Source organism: Cylindrospermum stagnale PCC 7417 (assembly GCF_000317535.1).
Classification (GTDB): Bacteria; Cyanobacteriota; Cyanobacteriia; order Cyanobacteriales; family Nostocaceae; genus Cylindrospermum; species Cylindrospermum stagnale.
Map to the genome: position 1 here is coordinate 1,254,791 of NC_019757.1, position 17,437 is coordinate 1,272,227.

The window sequence follows — 17,437 nt, forward strand, 5'->3', positions numbered from 1 at the left end:
CAACAGAAAGATAGATTTAAACCGTGATTTTTGTGCCATCAAACTTGGTGAAAGTGAAGCCATTGAATTTTTCGTTGTAACCCAGCCTTTCATCCCTGAGGATACTAATGGCGATCTCTTCACCCAAAGCCAAGCCAGCGGAACCATCTGTACGCCAATGAATACCACCGTGTCCGCGACCAAGGGCATAATTAGCTGCCAGCTTGTTCAACTCACCACCCACCGTTAGAGGCTCTGCTATATAGGGAATCACCTTAGTAGGGTCATTAGGATCAGGTACTACAGGATAGGGGATAATGAAACTCTCATCAAAGTATGCCTTTATTAGGGTGGCACTAACACCAGCAATCGATGCGGCACCACCAACATAAGAAGAATGAATGGGTGAGCCTTCCGGGAATCCATGCGGTAACAGATAGGAACCAAATTTGCTAAAGCTTTGAGCTATAGCTTTGGAGTTTAAGATCTCCGCATTAATCGGATACTGAGTTTTATTGATATAGTTGTTGTGGACTAAACCACCATAAGCTTCTGGACGCAAAATGCGGTGTAGATAATACTTTTGCCAGTATGCAGCTCTGACCGCGCGGGATGTACCCAGGTTAAGTAAAGCTTGTAAATGTCCCAGTGCAAACGACCCATTACCCCCCTGTTGAGTCTTTGATTTGACAAAGGGATTACCTGGATTAAAGGGTGCGCCAATGCCACTGCTCAGAGGGTCGTTGGCGTTGGGACTTCCACCCAAAATTAAAGCAGCTCCGAAGAATGTAGCCCCTGGTGAATGGGAGAATTCCGATAAGTCGCGAATAGTGAATATATAACGGCGAACAGAGTCGTACTTCAGCGATTTAGGACTGCCTCCATTCTGCACATTCAGCCATTCTTCGTAATCAGTCAGGAAGTCATTACCAGGCAGAGCAGTACGAATCAGCGGCGAAATAAACTGATTTCCCCAAGGAATATTCAGCAATGCAAACTGTGAGATGTGAGGCCCTACTAATACCCCTGGTGCAGTAACATGTTTTGCCGTCCTGCCAGATTTATCATTCTGATCAACGTAGGTGACGCTACCGCGAAATAGAGTTTGGGGAGTGACACGTCCATTTAGTTTCGGACCTTTGAACGCTGAAAGCTTGTTGATATCTTCAACAGCTGCCAAGACAAGCGGGTCGTCAGTGTTATTCTGTAATTTGTGAAAAGGTACATCCCGCAGTAAGGCTTGCCAATAAAGTTCAACAGCTTCAGCAGCCCGTTCTGCACTAGCGAGAGTTGCTGGTGGCGGCACTGCTATCTGAGCGGCATTGCACCCTTCTAAGCTGATTGCTAAGGGGCCCTGAGCATTGACCAGTTTCCTAGTACCTCCCAAGATGACCTTTTCAAAGTCATCATGGTTTTGGGTTGTCACTGCCTTGGTCAGAGAGTCATAAGCTTTGAGATCGACTTCACCCAGTTTGTTGTGCGGTAGTCCCCTAGAGTCAGAGCCGATTTTGTTGGGGTACTTCTCTTCATCACCATTGGTGGGATGGGGAGGAATGGGAATCTCTCGATTAGCCTTTGCTGCTGCTACACGCACTTGATAGGCTTTGTCTCGCAACTTGTCATAGTCCAACCGCCCCACAATATCTTTTGCCAGAACGGTATCTTCTCCTTTCTTCCAAGAGAGAGATACACCCATAACTCCAGCAGCGGTAAGCAGACTAGTGCGACCGAGGAATGAGCGTCTACTCAACCGCCCAAAAAAAGAGCGTTTGCTACCTCCACCAGCGACACGGGAATGCTTCGCCTCTTGTGTATCTTTTGGGTAAGGTTGATGAGAATTAGGGTCGATTTGCATTTCTATTGTCTCTATAGCTATAAAGTGAAATATTCGGGTAGAGTTGGATATTTTTGGATTATTTTTTCATCCTGAATGAAGCGTAATTTCCAGGTTCTATTTTTCACTAATTAATGTTGGCGGAGTCAGCGCTGTATATTCTTCAGGTTTTAGCAGCGCTTCTTGGATGTTAATCTTTTTGGGCAGAATTTTTTCGCTATAAAATATATCAGCTATCCGCTGTTGATCTTTCATTAATTCTGGGGTGATTCCTTTCAAGCGATAATTTGCCCGGCTAGTGATTATCTCCTGAATAGGCAAATCAATTTTGAGTATTGGTGATAATAGCTTGGCAACATCTTTGCGGTTTGCTTCTGCCCATTCAGCATTTTTATTAATTTCTTCAAGGATAATCTTGACTAATTCGGGATTGTCCTTAGTAAACTCCCGTGTAGCCACATAATATCCCCCTGGAGTCCCAATATTTTTGCCATCTCGCAGCACACGCGCACCGTGGATTTTTTCCACCAAAGCTAAATGCGGATCGCTAGTTACCCAAACAGGAATATTTCCCTGAATAAATGCACCACGGGCTTCGACATTGGGCATACTTAGAACTTGAATATCACTATATTTTAAACCCACTTCTTCTAAGGCTTTGAGAATAAAATAGTGAGAAGCAGAACCTTTTTGAAAGACAACTTTTTGACCTTTGATATCAGCTAGAGTTTTAATAGGAGAACCCTTAGGCACAACAATAGCACTCCCTGTACCAGAAGTCCGAGTAAGCCGCCTACCAGCAATATAGACGATAGATGCACCAGAAGCTTGGGCAAATATGGGAGGAGTTTCCCCAACAGATCCCAGATCAATTTTGCCGACATTCATGGCTTCCATGAGTTGTGGACCTTGGGCAAATTGCGCCCACTCTATTTTTACCCCCAAAGGTTCTAGACGTTTTTCTAAAACTTTCGATACCCTAACTATATCGCCGGAGCTTTGATAGCCCATGCGGACTACTTTTGTGTTAAAGCTTAGAGATTTCGATGGTGCTGTTTCTGCTTTGGGACTGGTGGAAGTACAACTAATTAAGGTAGTGGATAGCAGCATTAACCCAGACATTGCGAGTAAGGCTACTTTGCTAATTACTGTTCGCTTGGTTCTGATGTTATTGGTCAACACTTGATTTTACCTCCAGGTAATTTCAATTCCTGCTCAAGGGCAAGTTTGTTATCCTTAAAAAAATTGGTTTCCAGCAGCGTTGAGATTTGACAAATGAGGCGGGCAAAATTTAGGAAATGGAGTGAGTATTACCCACTCCAGCTTTGAAGATGCAGAAGATGGAAAGCTGAAAATGAATTAGTTTAGTTGAATTAAAAGGGACGGCTACCAGCTAAACTAACTCGTCTCATTACCCGGCGTTCGTTGGGATCAAATGCTTGACGATAATGCAAGGTGGCTTGATTATCCCAGTAGACAATGTCACCTACAGACCATTTGTGTTGGTAGTAAAATTGGGGCTGATTTAGGTGTTGGCGCAACTGCTCGATCAGTTCTGCACCTGCTTCTGGTTCTAAGCCGACAACTTCAACTTCTGTGGAATAGCCCAAATAGAGAATCTTTTTACCACTTTCAGGATGTGTGCGAACCAGTGGATGGGGATATACAGGGCTGATCAGGGGAATATTGCGATCCAAACGGTATTTAGAGGACGGTGTGTCGCGATCGCGCAAAAATGGATTGTAGGTAATCAACTGCAAGTCTGCAATCCGCGCCTTGGTTGACTCGTCTAAAGTTTCATAAGCTAAATTGAGATTTAACCAAGAGGTATCTCCACCAACAGCCGGTACTTCCAAAGCATAAAGCAGCGAACCACTAGAAGGTTTGGGAGTCCAATGGTGATCAGAATGGAAAGCCAACTCTCCAGTACCGGTATAGCCTCCATCAACATTGGAGATGGGAATCACCACCGGAGTTACACCTGGTTGGGAAGCCAAAACAGGAACATCGTTTGGTGGTACATAAAGGTCACCAAAGTAAAACGCAAAGTTTAGAAGTTGCTCATCATCTAGCTTCTGCTCTTTGAAAATTAAAATATGGCGATCGCGCAAAGCTTGCTTTAACTGCAAAATCACCTCAGGCTTCACAGGTTTGCTCACATCCAAACCAGTCACCACAGCGCCCAATGCACCACCAGTAGCAGCGATTTTAAATTCTGTCAAAGTCAAAGTAGGCATAATCTTCTCCTGTATAAAAATCTTTTGTTTGAGATATCTATTTTTGAGCTAACACCTCAGCGGGAGTAATCTTGGCATACTCTTCAGATGTTAAAAACCCATCTCTAACATTCACCTTCTTCGGTATCTGTCCGAGGCTGTACCATTTATCTGCAACCTCTTGTTGCTTGGTAATGACTTGCTGAGTAATCGGTCGCAGCCCATACTCATACTTCTGATGCATGATTTCTAGCGTCGGCACATCTAGCTGAGTTACAGGCGCAAGCAGTTGTGCCATTTCTTGGGGATGATCCTTAGCCCAAAGTTCTGCTTTTTGTAGTTCCTCTAAAAATGCTTTGATTACTTCAGGATGTGCCTGATAAAACTGGCGTGAGGTTGAGTAAAAATTGGCAGTATCCCGCAATTTTTCCCCATCTACCAAAACACGACCGACTTTCTTTTGTTCAGATCTTGTAACAAATGGGTCCCAAATAAACCAAGCATCCACCTTACCTTGACTGAACGCTACATTGGCATCTGGCGGTGCTAAGAAAACTGACTCTACATCGGTCAGTTTTAAACCTGCTCCTTCCAATGCTTTTACTAACAGATAGTGACCAATCGATGCTTTTTGGAAAGCCACCTTTTTGCCCTTCAACTCAGCAACACTTTTAATAGGAGAGTTCACCGGAACTAAAAGAGAGATAGCTTTACCATTAGGGGCTGTAGTAGCTAGGTAGACAAGTGGCGCTCCTGCTGCTTGGGAAAAAACGGGAGGCGATTCCGCAGTGGATGCAATGTCAAGTCCGTTCGCATTCAGGGCTTCTAGCTGTTGTGGTCCAGCAGCAAACTCAGGCCACTGTACCTTAAAACCCAAAGATGCCAATCTTTTATCTAAGGTGCCCTGCTTTTCAAGAACTGCTAGAGCAGTTAGTTGTTTGGAGCGCACAATTCGCACCACCTGCTTCTTCGTTGGCTCCTGACTACTATTAGGTGAAGTTGCCGACTGCTCACTGCTTCTCTGAGATTGACTGCAACTCGATATGGTAGTTGATAGTGCTAAACAGTAACCAAGGGTGAATAATAAGGAACGACGAGTTGTTCGCTGGCGATTCCCAGATTCTAATTTCACTTTCAAACCTAGCATGAATTGTTTTACTTATTCCTATTCAAATGGTCAAAATGAGCACAAAAAAATAGGTTTGCATAAATATCCCAAAAATATTTTTAGATTTTTAAATTTTGTTTTTTTGTGATATCTGAAGTTAGGAAATAGGGTGGAGATAACCCACCCTAAAGGAACTTGACAGACTGAAAACTCAAGATTCGTGAGGAGGAAAAATTTGCGGAAATTGAGTAGAGAAAAATCCGAAATTTTCACTCACTTCTGTCTTTAGGTATGGGGTCAATCCAAAATCCTGGGATTGAATGATTAGCTTTCAATGTGCCTAATGCTTCCAAGCAACTCTAATTGAAGCTTTAATTTCTTCTGTGAAATATCCAGAAGGCTCAACACCCAGCAATGTTTCCTTGAGATCTTTTTCAAATGCTTCAGCATCATCACCAAAGAAAATCTTGAGCGCAAAGGCAGTTGTGTACAAATAGCCAAGATAGCTGGACACTGTCCAATGTTGCTCAAAGGGTACTTCATAGACTTCTTGACGTGCAAAAGCCGACTTGGCAATTACAACTTCATGGGGAGGATCGGGAATATTCCAAAGGCCTTGTCCTCGTTGTCCAGTCCGCCGTTGCTCACCTAACCATTTCTTCACAACTTCGATGGCGGCTTGTTTCCAAGGGAGAGGGCTTCCCCAAGGGTTTTCGTTAGTGCCGATCAATACCAGTCCCCCGTCTTCAGAGAGCAATTGATAAATGCGCTCCAGTACGAGTTCTCGATCCATCCAATGGAAAGCTCTGCCAATGGTGACTAGCTGAAATACCCCTAAACTAGAGTTAATCAGTTCTGCCCCTTGCTCTAGCCAGGTAATATTATTTGCCCCTACAGATGAAGCTTGTTGTTTAGCGATCTTCAGCATTTCTGGATCGGGATCGACAGCAACCACTTCTTGAAATTGGCTTTGTAGAGGAATTGTCATCAGTCCTGGGCCGCAACCCAAGTCTAGGAGTCTTCCTTGATTATTGAAATGGAATATTTCAGCTAGTTTAGCAAATAAGGCAGGTGGGTATTTGGCTCGATATCGAGCGTAGTCTTCAGCTGCACCCTCAAATAATGTTGGGTCATAGGTAGGAAGTGTTTTCATTGTTGATACTTTCTCTATCAGACGTCTTCAACTGTTGATCTCTAGATTTAGGTAAGTAAGGTAGACAGGACTCAATGCCTACCCTACGAGACAGCGAGTAGACAGTTTAGACGGTTAACATTTTTGGCTGATGACCATTGGGTGATCACAATATGCGATCGCAAAAACAAAAGTCTTAAATGTCAAGTCATCACCCCATCGATGCTGACCTATTGCAGCAGGTAGGGGTAGACTCATAACAAATAATCTCCGGTAACTTGACCGCTTTACCGTTGTTTTATCCACAACATAGTTTTTCACAGTTTTTGCTAAAAAGCAAGCATCTCAGAAAAGTAATTGCAAAGTAACAATATATGAAATTCAGTCTAAAAGCCGGAAAATAGACTTGCTTTTTCCAGAAGTTTGTGCAAATATCCTGTGTTATAACTAAAACAACTACAATTCGATAGTGTTGCCGTAGTTTATGATTCTGCGCTCAATAAATTGGGGAGAACATTCATTCCGATGAAGGACATTTACCAAGTATTTATCAGGACTTATGCTAAATACGAGTAGCCAATCTGCTGATTTGCATCTAAAATCTACTGATTTCAGACTCCTAGTTCTGCGGGACTACTGGATAGGTGCGATGTTTGTTGTAGAGTTTGGATCTGCAAACACTAAGACATAGGCATCTAGCAAAAGTCTGTCAAAAACTGCGGGGGGTGACAACTCTTGACTAGATGCTATTAATCGCGTTTCTACAAATCGATTAAACTGGTTAAAACTCATGATTTTAGTAGTCATTTCTAACTGACTACAGCGCTACCTAAGCCGGCTTTATCTATGATTAAGCCAAGGTAAACCAAGCTTTTTACCAAACTAATTTATGTCAAGTAGCAAGTCTGTAATCCCAAGTAGTTCCAGGGTTCAGATATACGATTGTTCGTTCTGCCAACAGGGTCTTAGTAGCTACAGAAATAAATATTACCCAGATAAATTGAGTTGACTTTTGTGAGATGAACAAACAACCTATGCCTCAAGTATTGTGGAATTATTTGCTAGTGATTCCAGCTTTTTTTAGTGGATTCTTGGTGTTGTCAACAATTGCGAATGCAGATGAAGTCGAATCTAAGGTTCATGAGATTGCGCCGACTACTATTGCTCAAGAGATTCAGCCTGAATTAAGTCAAGGAGCAGATCCCTTGATTCCCACCGTCACAGTTGCTAATGATGACTTAGCGCAAGTCACATCCGTCTCGCAACTGTCTGATGTTAAGCCTTCAGATTGGGCATTTCAAGCACTACAGTCTCTGGTTGAGCGCTACGGCGTGATTACGGGATATCCAAATGGCACATTTCAAGGTGATCGTTCTCTGACTCGTTATGAATTTGCTGCTGGCTTAAATGCAGCGCTTGATCGCCTCAACGAACTGATTGGTAGTTCGACTGGAGAATTGGTCAAACGGGAAGACTTGGCGACTGTGCAAAAGCTACAAGAACAGTTTGCAGCAGAACTGGTAACATTGCGCGGCCGAGTGAATGCGTTGGATGCACAGACAGAAACCCTTCAACAACAACAATTTTCCACCACAACCAAACTCACTGGTACAGTTCAGTTCGTGCTTGGAGGCGTTCTAGCTGGTAATAACGTGGTCACCAAGCAACCTGCACCCCGCACCATCACGTTTGCAGACCAGACTCGCCTAGTATTAAACACCAGTTTTACTGGTAAAGATCAACTACGGTTAACGCTTTCAGGTGGAAATATTAACTCCCTAGGTGGAGTACCCAATCCTAAAGGGAACTTCTCAAATTCCCTGAGTACGAGTAATCCAACTGGTGGAATTTTTGGCACCTTTGACGGGAGAACTGCCGATAATGCCAGTCCTAGTTTTGCGCCCAATCAGATTATTACTGGTGGAATCCGTTATCGATTTCCACTGACTAACGATACCCAATTAAACATTTTTGCCCAGTCGGATGGAGCCAATGAGATCGGCTTAAGTGGCCCGACAAACCCATTTGAAGGGTCTGCTTCAAATGGGATTTCACGATTTTCACGGCGGAATATGGTTTATAACTATGGAGATACAGGCCCCGGAATTGCCATACTCCAGCAACTTGGCCCACAGTTTCAATTAGGGTTATCATACAGTGCGCCTAATGGTAGCGATCCTAGACCTAATAATGGTTTATTTACAGGCAGATATGTAGCCTTCGGACAGCTAACATACTTTAGTCCCAAGAAGAATTTTCGGCTTGGTTTAAGTTACGCTAACACCTACAGCCCAGCGGGTACCTTGGGTCAAGGTGGAACAAACTTTGGGCCAGCCGCTGGGAGTAACCTGGCCAACAGCACCATATCAACTAACCTGCAAAATTCAGCGAATGGCATTGTCGATAAAGGAACAGTGGGAAATCTTTATGGAATTGGCGCACTATATAGATTCAATCCGAAGTTGACAATCAATAGTTTTGTAGGTTATTCATCACATCGGTATTTGCAGCAGGGAGATGGTGATGTCTGGAACTGGGGAGTAGGACTAACATTTCCCGATTTGGGGAAAAAAGGTAGTTTAGGCGGTCTTTTTGTGGGTATGGCGCCAAAACTCACTGCACTCAGTAAGAATGTGGATTTGGGAGCGGGTCGGGGTCAAGCAGACAAAGATACCTCCCTGCACGTTGAAGGATGGTATCAATATAAACTTACTGACAACATTGAAGTTACGCCTGGGTTTATTTGGGTGACGGCACCAAACTCTGATGCTAGCAATCCTGATAGTTTAGTTGGTTGGTTTCGCACCACATTCAGGTTTTAACCTTGAATTTTCAGACTAGTGAGTGTCAAATTACCTGAATCACAACTTTGCCAAAGTGAGCCGCGCTTTTGAGGTGATCGTATGCTTCTCGTGCTGCCGTAAAAGGAAAAACTTTATCAATAATAGGTTGAAGTTGATGTTGAGTAATAGACTGATTCATCGTCTCAAACATTTCCCGACTACCGACATAAATTCCCTGAACGACTAAACTCTTGAAAATTATGGGTGTGGGATCTATCTCATTGCCTCTGCCTGAAAGGACGCCAATCAAACTAATACGTCCCCCAACCTGGACTGCTTGGAGGGATTTTGGTAGAGTGCCGACACCGCCTACTTCAACCACATGGTTTACGCCAATGCGATTGGTTAGTTGATCAACTTGCTTTTGCCAATCAGCGTTTGTTTTGTAGTTGATGATTTCGTCAGCGCCAAGCTGTTGAGCGCGTGCTAATTTCTCATCACTGCTAGAAGTGATAATTACTCTGGCATGATGGATTTTGGCAAATTGGAGGGCAAAAATCGAAACGCCTCCTGTACCGAGTAATAAGACGCTTTCACCAGCTCTAATATTTCCTTTAGTCACCAAGGCATGCCAAGCGGTGACGGCGGCACAGGGCAAAGTTGCGCCTTCAGTATAGGATAGATGGTCGGGTAATATCACTAAGCCGTCTTGGTGTAAGATGACGTACTCAGAGAGCATGCCATCAATACCACCTCCCAAATCGGATGGCATTTTTTCTCTAGTCAAAGAGCCATAAATCCAGTCTTGGAAGAAAATACCCGCCACGCTATCGCCTACCTTGACTCGTGTGACACCTTCCCCAACCGCCACAACTTCCCCCGCACCGTCAGAGGTGGGAATTAGTGGATATGTTAGACCAGAACCATAGGCGCCCTCAGCAACCAAGAGATCACGGTAATTGAGGGATACGGCGTGGACTCTGATCAGGACTTGACTGGCTGCGGGTTTCGGTTCAGGGCGGTCAACTAATGTGAGGGCTTCAATCCCCGCATTGCTTTGAAGTTCGTAAGCTTTCATTGTAATTAACTAACAGTGCCATTTTTTATTGTGGCTATGCTAATTGCATATTTAATCCTGCAAATGTCATATTTTCAGGTGAGGCGATTGGATTGGCTGCGCCAGTGCAGTAGGCGATCGCTAATCATCCAAAGCCAAAGCATCTAGGTGGTTGTATCCAAATTCTGAGCGATGTTAAAACTGCGCTTTATTTCAACCGCTGGCGCAACCATAAAGCTAATAAAGGCAACGCTAGTCGATAACCTTGGTCTGCACTGTAAATTAAACCTTTGTGCTGTAACCCAGTTAAAGCACCCTGAATACTTCCACCACGGGAAAGACCATGTTTTTGAATATATTCTTTACTTTGTGGCTTCTCTGTGGGATCAACAGCTAAACATTCCAGCAAGTGTACCTGATTTGCTGGGAGTAACATCAGTAAGGACTCAAAGGTGATGGATAAGTCTTTGAGCAGTCCCTCAATTGCAAGATGTACTTCTTTTTCAGTAATTAACTCATCAGGACGGGGTAAAGTTGGCAGCCGACGAATTAATGACATAGCATCGCCAATGTGTCCTTGTACAGCATTTAAAAATAGTTGCAGTGCTTGTGAGCGGGAATCAAATTTTAGTCCCTGTGTCTGCAACATCTCCCTTGCCCAGACTGCCAAAACATCCTTAGCTAAGGGAGCTAACTGTATAGTTTCTAAAGGATAGTCAGTTTCATTTCCATGATTACTTGTTTCAGCGATGGTGGCGATCAAAATGTAACTGACATGAGTTTGCGCCTTGACTTCTCGCCTCAAAGTTGCTTCCCATAAACCGTGGCGATCCCATGAGCGAATGTGAGGAAAACTCTGCAAAATCAGGGCGACTCGCTGATTTGTGCTAGCAGCCATCAACTGTGGCAAGTTGAGCAAGATTTCAAATGCTTGCCATAGCTGCTTTTCGTTGAGTACTCGCAATAATTTCAGTTTGCCTTGTGGATGAAAGCCAAAAAACTCTGGCGCATTTTCAGCAACCCAGCCTTGAATTAGTGCTGTTTCCCAGTTTTGGCTAATCGCCTCCGCCAGTAATTGCACAAATCGGCCCCCATCTGTAGCGCGGATGCAGTCTATCTCCAATGCGATCGCACTCACTTCCTTTGCTGCTCCCCGTACCAAGGTACGCCTTCCACTACCAGGCACTCCAGTAATCAGCAAATCGCCATCCTGCGACAGTACTTCCACAAGGCGCTGGAATTCTGCCGATCGCCCAAATAATTGCAAAGGAGTAGACAAATCCCAGTTCATGCACTTTATTGCCTTTTGTTACCAACCCTAACCGTCACGGACAGCATAAACCATTCAGGGTCACTATGTTTAGCACCAAATATAAGGTGATTTGGGGCGTCACTGTCACCAACGCCATTAATTATTGGATTTGTGTATCAGTGATAAAAGTTCATATTAATTAATGATCAGCTTGCCTGATAAATTATAAGATTTACTTAAGTTTATAAAAGTTATAGATTATTTTTTTTTATGAATACCCAAGAACTTTTAAGCCGATACGCAGCAGGAGAACGAGACTTTAGTAACGTCAACCTGATTCAGGTGTGCCTGACGAATGCAAATTTGATTGGGGTACACCTTGATGGAGCGCACTTGATTGGAGCAGACCTCAGGGGAGTTGATCTAACTAATGCACATCTTAGTCAGGCAAAATTGAATCAGGCCACCCTTGCTGATGCAAAAATGATTGAAGTGTGCCTGATTAGCGCAGAATTGGTTGGTGCAGACTTGAGTGGGGCAGACTTGAAGGGTGCAAATTTAAGTGGAGCAGACCTAAGCGGTGTGAAGCTCGGTGGAGCCAACTTAAAAGGGGCAGACTTAGGTAAGACAGACCTTACAGGAGCAGATCTCAGGGGAGCAGAGCTAAGTGGAGCCAACTTGAAGGGGGCCAAATTAGGTGGAGCAGATATGGATGGAGCATATCTAGATAACGCAGATCTGAGTGGAGCAGATATTCTTGGGGCAAATATCAGGGGAGCAGGGTTAACTGGAACAACAATGCCCGACGGAACAGTTCACGACTAAGGCAGATTTTATTTGCTCCTGTGCCGTTGATTAATGATGTTTTTGAAGCTGTGCCATTGAGTTTACAAGACTGGTTGTTTTATTTGGCTGTGGGTTCACCAATGATGGTTTGGGCAGCGTTAATAAATCTTTTTGATCAGCTAAATTAAGGGGTTTATGTTTCGCGCAAAGGATAATCCTAGGGTGGGTAAAATGCCCACCTTATTTTTTATGAAACCACAAAAGCACTTATCGCTGAAGTAAAAGCTTTAAAAACGGCACAGCATCTTATAAGGAAAAGATCAAGGCAAACAACAGTATAATTGACTAGGTTGCTTAAAATAAATAGTTATAATTCTGCAAAATAAAGTCAGCCTCTATATGGAAAAAAGAAAAATTTTGATCGCTACTAAAACCTACCCATCAATTAGTAGGAAGTATAAAGAAACAGTCTGCACAGCGGGAATATTATTAGATGATTTGGAACAACCGCTACGGTGGATTCGCATCTACCCCATACGTTTTCGCTCTCTAGATACTGATAAACGCTATCCTAGATGGTCTATCATTAGTGCAGAAATAGAGAGAAATTTAAAAGATTATAGAGAAGAAAGCTTTCGGATTAATGATGAATCTCTAGAAATTATTAGAAAAGTTGGTACTGATGATAATTGGGCAGAGAGAAAGTCATTTATGTTGCAATTACAGTCTTACTCCATAAGTGAAATTAAAAATAAAGGTAAGTCGTTAGGAATTATTCAACCTCAAACTATTAACAAATATTTTTATAAGAAGACAGAACGGGAATGGAGTGATAAACAGCAAGCTATTCAAGACCAACTTGATTTATTTGAACCATCAATATAACTGGAAAAAATTCCTTACCAGTTTTGTTATGATTTCGTTGCTCAAGATGGTAAACGTCACAGATATTCTATAAATGACTGGGAAATAATGCAATTATATAGAAATTGTCGGAATAAATCTCAAGCTGCTACTTTAGAATTAAGAGAACAGGATGCGTTAGACAAAGTTAAACAAAAATTGGTTGATGAATTTTTAATTAAAAAGGATCTATACTTTATAGTGGGTAAACTAAAAAATCATAAAAACACATTTATGATTATTGGTATATTTTATGCACCGAAAATTAAATCTGAGCAACTAAGTCTTTTCTAAAGAAAATTGTCAAATGGATAATTTAGATAAATCTACAAATAAATATATTCTCACTTTCGGTTATGGTAATCGCAAGGACTATGAAGCATTCATAGAATACCTTGATAAATTTGAGGTTTCTTATGTTGTTGATGTCAGATTTACTCCTCGTGCTTGGAGCCGTAAATGGTACGGTGATCAGATTGGAAAACTTTGTATATCTAAAGGTGTTAACTACGTTTCCAAAATCTACTTAGGTAACACATCTGGAAATGCTAATTGGATTCCACCAGATAAAGAAGAGGCTAATAAATCATTAGCAGAAGTTGCAGAAATCGCCAGTAATGGAACTGTTTTACTGCTATGTGCTGAGAAAGATTATCATCGATGTCATCGAGCAGAGGTTGCTAAACAACTAGAAAAATTAGTAAATTTACCTGTGCAGCATTTAGCATAAGATATTGCTTGATTGTGTTTATCTAAATCCAATATGCCCCAATAAGGTTAAATTAAGAAAATACTAGGTTTGGTTGAAGGTCGTAAACCCCAACAAAGCCCTCGGAATGTTGGGTTTTGTTGCTCAAACGCCACTTAGAGGAAACGGTGGGAAGTCCCGCACGTGAGTGGCTTCCGAACCTACGGTTATTAGCAGTGTTTAACCGGACTTTTAGTTATTAGCTTTCTGCTTGGATGGTGAGTTGTAGCGATATACGACTCCACAGATAGAACCTAACAGCCACCATGAGAGCAGATTTAACCGGAAATCGAATAGGGTGACATCCACTGTATTAAATAGTATCCACCCAATTAAAACTACAAGATAACTGAAAAATATTAATCTGTTTTCTGGCTCTATATTTTTTGATTTCCATAGCAATTGGATACCTGCAATTAAAATCCAACCGATGAAGCCAGAATATAAAAGAGCGCTGGGAAAGCCAGTTTCCGCAGATAGCATTAAAAACAAGTTGTGGGGATGTCCGATGTTAATCTGCGCGTGGGCTTTGTAGAGTCCACTAAAACTGCGTAATCCCCAGCCAGTGAAAGGATGCTGTTGACTTAAAGACCAAGCAAATTCCCATTGGGTTTTTCGCATTAGGGCGACTGGTCTATCTGGATACATATCATCATTTAACCGCGCCCAAATGAAATAGGGAACGAACTGACGGAAAAATTGGGCGATCGCATTCGGAGCAAAAGCTGCTAAAAGACAACTAGTGGCCATACCAGCCACACAACCCACCAGCAACCGCCAACCTTGGTACAGTGCAAAAGCTAAACAGGCAAAAATAGCGATCGCCCATCCATTCCGCGAATCAGTCAAAATCAAAGCGCTGAAATTGAGAATCACCGCCACGGTTAAGAAGATTAGGGGTACTGGAGATTGAGAATTGGGGGCATGATTGAATTCGTCTCTCTTTTGTCTTTGGCGAATATGCGATCGCCATTGTTCTAACCATAACCCTAACGCCAAGATGAAAATAAACACCAGATAGGCAGCTAAACTGTTAGCGTGCATCAAAATTGAAGCCATGCGCCCTGGTGGTACTCCCGTGGGTGCGATCGCCCATTCTAAAATAATCCACAAAAATTGTAAATTTAAAGACCAGCCCCAAAACAACTGCCCAAAGCCCATAATGACTATTGGCGAAGAACTAATGACCAAAATCCAGGCCATTTGCCGCAATTGGGCGGCTGTCTGAATTAGGGCGCTAAGTCCGACGAAAACGAGAAAGAATGGCCAGAAATTAAATAAACCGAGCAAAGCATCTATTTTATTTTCGGCAAACCCAGCGGCGATGAACAGTAATACACTGAGGAGAGCAAATCCCCAATTCAGGGGGCGGCGGTTAATAATCTGGGATTGTTGCAGCCAAGTGAATAAGACTGCAAAACCTAAACCCACAGCCCCCAGAAATGGACTCAAGGGAAAAACCAACAATCCCAGTTGAGCGCAGTTCCAAGCGGATTGTAAACTAGGGTGGGGATGATAAAAAGCCTTGTTCAAGCTGGCTCCCAAGATTCAGCGCGGGTGAGACGAATTTGGGCTAAAGCGAAGATGGTGGGGATGATTCGACCGTAGTTAGTGGCGATCGCTCTCCAACCTAAATCCGCAAAAAACCAAGCCCACATCACTGGGCCAACAACAGCAAAAGCACCACGAACCGCCCCATAACGAGCTGCACTCGCAGTCATACCCCGCCGGGCCATTTGCAACGCTACATAGTTTTTAAACTGCTTTGTCGCTACTTCTGTACCGGCAATTGTCGCTTGTTTAGCTACTTGATAGGTAGCAAAATGAAGCGCAAATTGACGGGCGATTTGTTTGAGTACCAACGGCTGGAGGAGTGAAGTCACAGCCAAGGCACTACCGCCTTTGAAAATTAACCCCAAAGGATCATGTTGCAATAACAGTGGTAGCGGTTGTTTCAGGTTCGATTTGACCAACTGACGCTGCACCCGGTCGGTCAATTTTTGCTTTTCCCGTTCCGGCAATTTTTTCCACACCTGTCCTAACAGATATAAAAATACCTCGGCTTCTAAATCAACAGTTGCCAGTTGTTCAGAATAGGGAATTTTTAGATAGTTACATACTTGAATTAACGTTTGTCGGTAACTGACTTGGTTGGTGCGTCCCCGCAAAACCGTCACCCCATCTGCCGCCAAAAAGCGGAAGCGATTTTCTAGGGCGTTTAGCCAAGCTTCGCGGGTTTGGCTTTGGACTTCGATAGGTTCAGGTGTGTGAACATAATCTAGGGGATTAAACTTACGACTAAACAGAATTGCCGTTAAATCCTGCAATTCCTCTTCAGTTGCTAACTCTAGTACCGTCCTCAGCTCATCCAATTTACCTTCCTCCATTCTGTGCAGCTTTTCTGTACTTTATTCTACTATTAGCCTTTGGCAGTCATGAGTAGTGTTCTGCACACAGGCGAACATCTGTCTGGAAAAGAATACAGCAGATGGGAAAATTTTTTACAGTTTATTTTTGAGGTTTTATGACTGATATTGCGGTAATTGGTGCTGGTATGGCGGGTTTAGTCTGCGCCCAGCAGTTAAGTCAAGCTGGATATTCGGTGGTGGTTATAGAAAAGTCTCGTGGTGTGGGCGGAAGAGTCGCCACACGCCGCTTAGAGGGAACTGTAGCCGATCATGGGACTTGTTATTTGAAGCCGAAGGGTGAATTTTTGGGACAGTTTGTCGAGTTGTTGCGCGATCGCCATATTCTCGAAATTTGGACAGACACAGTTGAAAAATTTAACTCTGACTCAAAACTCAGAACGCAGAACGCCGCACTCTGTTATGTTGCACCTGAGGGCATGAGTGCGATCGCTAAATTTCTCGCCCATGGTTTAGACATTTTACTCAATCAGCGTGCGATCGCCATTCACCCCACCCCTGAAAATACTTGGCGTCTCACCCTCGAATCTAGCAACGCAGAAATCACCGCTAAAGCCGTAGTCGTCGCCATACCCGCACCCCAAGCATGGGATCTGTTAGCGCCCATGGGCAAAACTATATTAGATGCAGAGTTTCTCGATAACTTGCGTTCTGTAGAATTTTTCCCATCTATCAGCGTCATGGCTGGATATCCTCAACATCTATCCCTCCCCAATTGGAAAGCGCTGACTTTTGTCGATGATACCGACCTAGCATGGATTGGTTTAGATAGCAGCAAACGTCCTCACCCCCAACAACCGCATTTTGTTCTGCAAAGTAGCGCCAATTTTGCCCAACAGCACCTAGAAACCCAAGATTTACAACCAGTCGGCAAATATATGTTGCAAAAAGCAGCCCAGACACTAGCCCTTCCTTCGCTACTAAATCCCCAATGGCTACAAGTGCATCGCTGGCGTTACGCCTTTCCTAGCCATCCGTGGAACGCAGCATTTTTATCTGCCAACAATCACTTACCTTTAGTTTGCTGTGGCGATTGGTGTGGGGGGAATCTCGTAGAAGGCGCAATGCTTTCTGGATTAGCTACTGCTAGTGAAATTAACAATCAGTTGCAGCATTTACCCCTAGATAATGTGAATTTTTTTGAACTTCTCACCTCATAATTGTATCTTTCCCTAGGCTGATTTGTCTGAATGGTAAGTCGCTGTCTTTGTGC

At 43.3% G+C, this 17,437-nt stretch carries 17 protein-coding genes; 6 read left to right on the forward strand and 11 right to left on the reverse strand.

Going from position 1 to position 17,437, the window contains the following annotated elements; all coding sequences use genetic code 11:
- Nucleotides 1-16 precede the first annotated feature (16 nt).
- The 7 genes from CYLST_RS05195 to CYLST_RS34170 form a co-directional block, all read right to left on the reverse strand.
- Nucleotides 17-1,834 (reverse strand): vanadium-dependent haloperoxidase, encoded by a 1,818-nt coding sequence (locus tag CYLST_RS05195; protein ID WP_015206657.1) that lies wholly within the window; start codon nucleotides 1,832-1,834, stop codon nucleotides 17-19.
- Nucleotides 1,835-1,930: 96 nt separating this feature from the next.
- Nucleotides 1,931-2,995 carry a sulfonate ABC transporter substrate-binding protein gene (locus CYLST_RS05200; protein WP_015206658.1) on the reverse strand — a complete coding sequence of 355 codons (1,065 nt, stop codon included), beginning with the start codon at nucleotides 2,993-2,995 and terminating at the stop codon, nucleotides 1,931-1,933.
- A gap of 191 nt (nucleotides 2,996-3,186) precedes the next feature.
- A complete protein-coding gene (locus CYLST_RS05205) occupies nucleotides 3,187-4,050 on the reverse strand; it encodes a TauD/TfdA dioxygenase family protein (RefSeq protein WP_015206659.1) in 864 nt (287 codons plus the stop codon).
- A gap of 37 nt (nucleotides 4,051-4,087) precedes the next feature.
- Nucleotides 4,088-5,176 (reverse strand): aliphatic sulfonate ABC transporter substrate-binding protein, encoded by a 1,089-nt coding sequence (locus tag CYLST_RS05210; protein ID WP_015206660.1) that lies wholly within the window; start codon nucleotides 5,174-5,176, stop codon nucleotides 4,088-4,090.
- Between the two features lie 301 nt (nucleotides 5,177-5,477).
- Entirely contained in the window at nucleotides 5,478-6,290 is an 813-nt protein-coding gene (locus CYLST_RS05215) for a class I SAM-dependent methyltransferase (RefSeq protein WP_015206661.1), read from the reverse strand.
- Between the two features lie 114 nt (nucleotides 6,291-6,404).
- Nucleotides 6,405-6,527: a hypothetical protein gene (locus CYLST_RS36335; RefSeq protein ID WP_281172808.1), complete on the reverse strand. Its 123-nt coding sequence runs from the start codon at nucleotides 6,525-6,527 to the stop codon at nucleotides 6,405-6,407.
- Between the two features lie 375 nt (nucleotides 6,528-6,902).
- A complete protein-coding gene (locus CYLST_RS34170; protein ID WP_015206662.1) occupies nucleotides 6,903-7,076 on the reverse strand; it encodes a hypothetical protein in 174 nt (57 codons plus the stop codon).
- 212 nt (nucleotides 7,077-7,288) lie between these two features.
- Between CYLST_RS34170 and CYLST_RS05220 the strand changes: the two genes are divergently transcribed.
- On the forward strand, nucleotides 7,289-9,091 hold the full coding sequence (locus CYLST_RS05220; protein ID WP_015206663.1) for an iron uptake porin: 1,803 nt from the start codon (nucleotides 7,289-7,291) through the stop codon (nucleotides 9,089-9,091).
- Nucleotides 9,092-9,116: 25 nt separating this feature from the next.
- On the opposite strand, the gene CYLST_RS05225 is transcribed toward CYLST_RS05220, so the two are convergent.
- Nucleotides 9,117-10,130, reverse strand: a complete 1,014-nt coding sequence (locus CYLST_RS05225; protein ID WP_015206664.1) for a zinc-dependent alcohol dehydrogenase family protein — start codon at nucleotides 10,128-10,130, stop codon at nucleotides 9,117-9,119.
- A 187-nt stretch (nucleotides 10,131-10,317) separates the two neighbouring features.
- Nucleotides 10,318-11,400, reverse strand: coding sequence for a P-loop NTPase family protein (locus tag CYLST_RS05230; RefSeq protein ID WP_015206665.1), 1,083 nt, complete (start codon nucleotides 11,398-11,400; stop codon nucleotides 10,318-10,320).
- Nucleotides 11,401-11,631: 231 nt separating this feature from the next.
- Between CYLST_RS05230 and CYLST_RS05235 the strand changes: the two genes are divergently transcribed.
- The 4 genes from CYLST_RS05235 to CYLST_RS05245 all read left to right on the forward strand — a co-directional run bounded on the left by CYLST_RS05235 (nucleotide 11,632) and on the right by CYLST_RS05245 (nucleotide 13,780).
- Nucleotides 11,632-12,186, forward strand: a complete 555-nt coding sequence (locus tag CYLST_RS05235) for a pentapeptide repeat-containing protein (protein ID WP_015206666.1) — start codon at nucleotides 11,632-11,634, stop codon at nucleotides 12,184-12,186.
- A gap of 5 nt (nucleotides 12,187-12,191) precedes the next feature.
- On the forward strand, nucleotides 12,192-12,335 hold the full coding sequence (locus CYLST_RS34175; RefSeq protein ID WP_157162679.1) for a hypothetical protein: 144 nt from the start codon (nucleotides 12,192-12,194) through the stop codon (nucleotides 12,333-12,335).
- Between the two features lie 211 nt (nucleotides 12,336-12,546).
- Entirely contained in the window at nucleotides 12,547-13,032 is a 486-nt protein-coding gene (locus CYLST_RS35460) for a hypothetical protein (RefSeq protein ID WP_216595232.1), read from the forward strand.
- 325 nt (nucleotides 13,033-13,357) lie between these two features.
- The gene (locus tag CYLST_RS05245) at nucleotides 13,358-13,780 is read left to right on the forward strand and encodes a DUF488 domain-containing protein (RefSeq protein WP_015206667.1); all 423 of its coding nucleotides are present in this window, start codon (nucleotides 13,358-13,360) and stop codon (nucleotides 13,778-13,780) included.
- 210 nt (nucleotides 13,781-13,990) lie between these two features.
- On the opposite strand, the gene CYLST_RS05250 is transcribed toward CYLST_RS05245, so the two are convergent.
- Together CYLST_RS05250 and CYLST_RS05255 are read right to left on the reverse strand one after the other, a co-directional pair.
- Nucleotides 13,991-15,346, reverse strand: a complete 1,356-nt coding sequence (locus CYLST_RS05250; RefSeq protein WP_041232966.1) for an O-antigen ligase family protein — start codon at nucleotides 15,344-15,346, stop codon at nucleotides 13,991-13,993.
- A complete protein-coding gene (locus tag CYLST_RS05255; RefSeq protein ID WP_041233448.1) occupies nucleotides 15,328-16,170 on the reverse strand; it encodes a YaaW family protein in 843 nt (280 codons plus the stop codon). Before CYLST_RS05255 ends, CYLST_RS05250 begins: the two co-directional genes overlap by 19 nt.
- Before the next feature lie 152 nt (nucleotides 16,171-16,322).
- Here CYLST_RS05255 and CYLST_RS05260 point away from each other — a divergent pair, with 152 nt between their 5' ends.
- On the forward strand, nucleotides 16,323-17,384 hold the full coding sequence (locus CYLST_RS05260) for an NAD(P)/FAD-dependent oxidoreductase (RefSeq protein ID WP_015206670.1): 1,062 nt from the start codon (nucleotides 16,323-16,325) through the stop codon (nucleotides 17,382-17,384).
- Nucleotides 17,385-17,437 lie beyond the last annotated feature (53 nt).